Genomic DNA, 1,714 nt, shown 5'->3' with positions numbered 1-1,714 from the left:
AACTTATCCCTCTTCAATTTCTTCTTCGACATCTTCTTTGGCTTATTCATATTCTTCTTTGGAGACTTCTTTGTCAGAGTCTTTTACTACCATGAATAGAACTCTTCTTGTCTCACTGTCACTAACTTCATCTTCATCTGATGATGAGATGTCTTCTTTGGTGTATAAGCTTTTCTTGAAAACTTTCTTTGTAGTTCTTTTGCCTTTATATGTGTATTTTCCTTTTGAGTAACCTTCATCATTTCTCTTTTTCTTATGAGGACATTTGTTAGCAAAATGACCAATACCATCACAATTAAAACAAATTAAAGGAAGCTTACCTCTATACCTATCGTTGGTTCCCTTGTTCAGTCTTTTGACGAAGTTGGCCACTTCTTCATCATCTTCCGAGGTGCCACTGTTGCTGCTATATTCTTCTTGTTCCTTTTTCTTGGATTCTTTGAAGGCTTCTTCTTTTACATCTGGATTTTCTTGTTCGTTTCCCATTTCATATGTTGTGAAGATTCCATGTAGTTCGTCCATGCTTATTGAGTTTAGATCGACTCTTTCTTCTAGTGTTGATATCTTAGGGTCAAATCTCATAGGAAGAGATCTTAGTACCTTTTGAACAATTACAGATTCTTCGATTTCTTCTCCCAATCCTATGATTGCATTCACTGTTTCATCGACTCGTAAGAAGTAGGCTGCGATATCTTCATCTTCCTTCATTTTTAGTTGTTCGAACTGACCTCTGTAAGTTTGAAGCTTTGTTGCTTTGACTTTTGAATCTCCTTCATAAATATTTCGAAGCTTGTCCCAAATCTCTTTAGCATATTTACAATGTGCAACTTTGGTGAATACCGTATCACTGAGACCATTCAAAAGTGCATTTATGGCTTTGGAATTATTCTCACCAAGTTTCACTGCTTTGTCATTTGTTGGTGGAACTGCTGGTGTTGTGTATCCATCTACAATTGATTGCCAAACTTGAAATCCCTGTGCCTGTATATATGTCTTCATCCTTATGCTCCAAAATGCATACTTTTGTCCATCAAATTGTGGTATTCCATTTTTATACATGTTGTTTCTCTCGATTATCTACCTTTCATTGGTTAAACTATTTTCTGAAGGAAACCACTCTGATACCAATTGTTGGATTACTGAGAGGGGGGGTGAATCAGTAATAGAGCAATTTAATCCTTTTTAACCATATAATCCAAGTGTTATATCAATGTAGCATTATCATCCAATAACTGCAGAGTAAATAAGCAATGAACAAATGAACAATCACACACATGCACAGTACACCAGTGTTTTACGTGGAAACCCAAATCAGGAGAAAACCACGGAATGATTTTTCTTATATGTATTTAAGAATTACATTCATTGGAAGCACCAACTTCCTTTGTTTTCCAGCTGTAACTGGAAAGAGGCTCCAACCCCCTAGTTTCTCAGGCTACAACCTGAGGGAAGCTCCAACTCCCCAATTCTCTGGCTACAACCAGAAGGAGGCTACAACCCCCAATGTTCTCCGGCTACAACCGGAAGGTGGCTACAACCACCTGTCCTTGCCCCATCCTGCCACCCTGAAGTAGAATGATGGAACCAATGTCACACTATCACTGTGAGATATACCGCTGTAAACATGTACTATGCATCAACCTGTAATCAACCTGTACCATAAACAAGTGCATCAACCATGCACCAACCTGTAATCAACCTGTACCATAAACAA

At 38.0% G+C, this 1,714-nt stretch carries 1 protein-coding gene; it reads right to left on the bottom strand.

Features of this window, described 5'->3' with window-relative positions:
* Window positions 1-42: 42 nt before the first annotated feature.
* Window positions 43-1,059, bottom strand: coding sequence for a hypothetical protein (locus NUW87_RS11285; protein ID WP_269028613.1), 1,017 nt, complete (start codon window positions 1,057-1,059; stop codon window positions 43-45).
* Window positions 1,060-1,714 lie beyond the last annotated feature (655 nt).

Source organism: Corynebacterium pilbarense, assembly GCF_026930265.1.
Taxonomy (GTDB): domain Bacteria; phylum Actinomycetota; class Actinomycetes; order Mycobacteriales; family Mycobacteriaceae; genus Corynebacterium; species Corynebacterium pilbarense.
The sequence above is the reverse complement of the archived record's forward strand: the minus strand, read 5'-3'. Positions and strand labels throughout refer to the sequence as shown.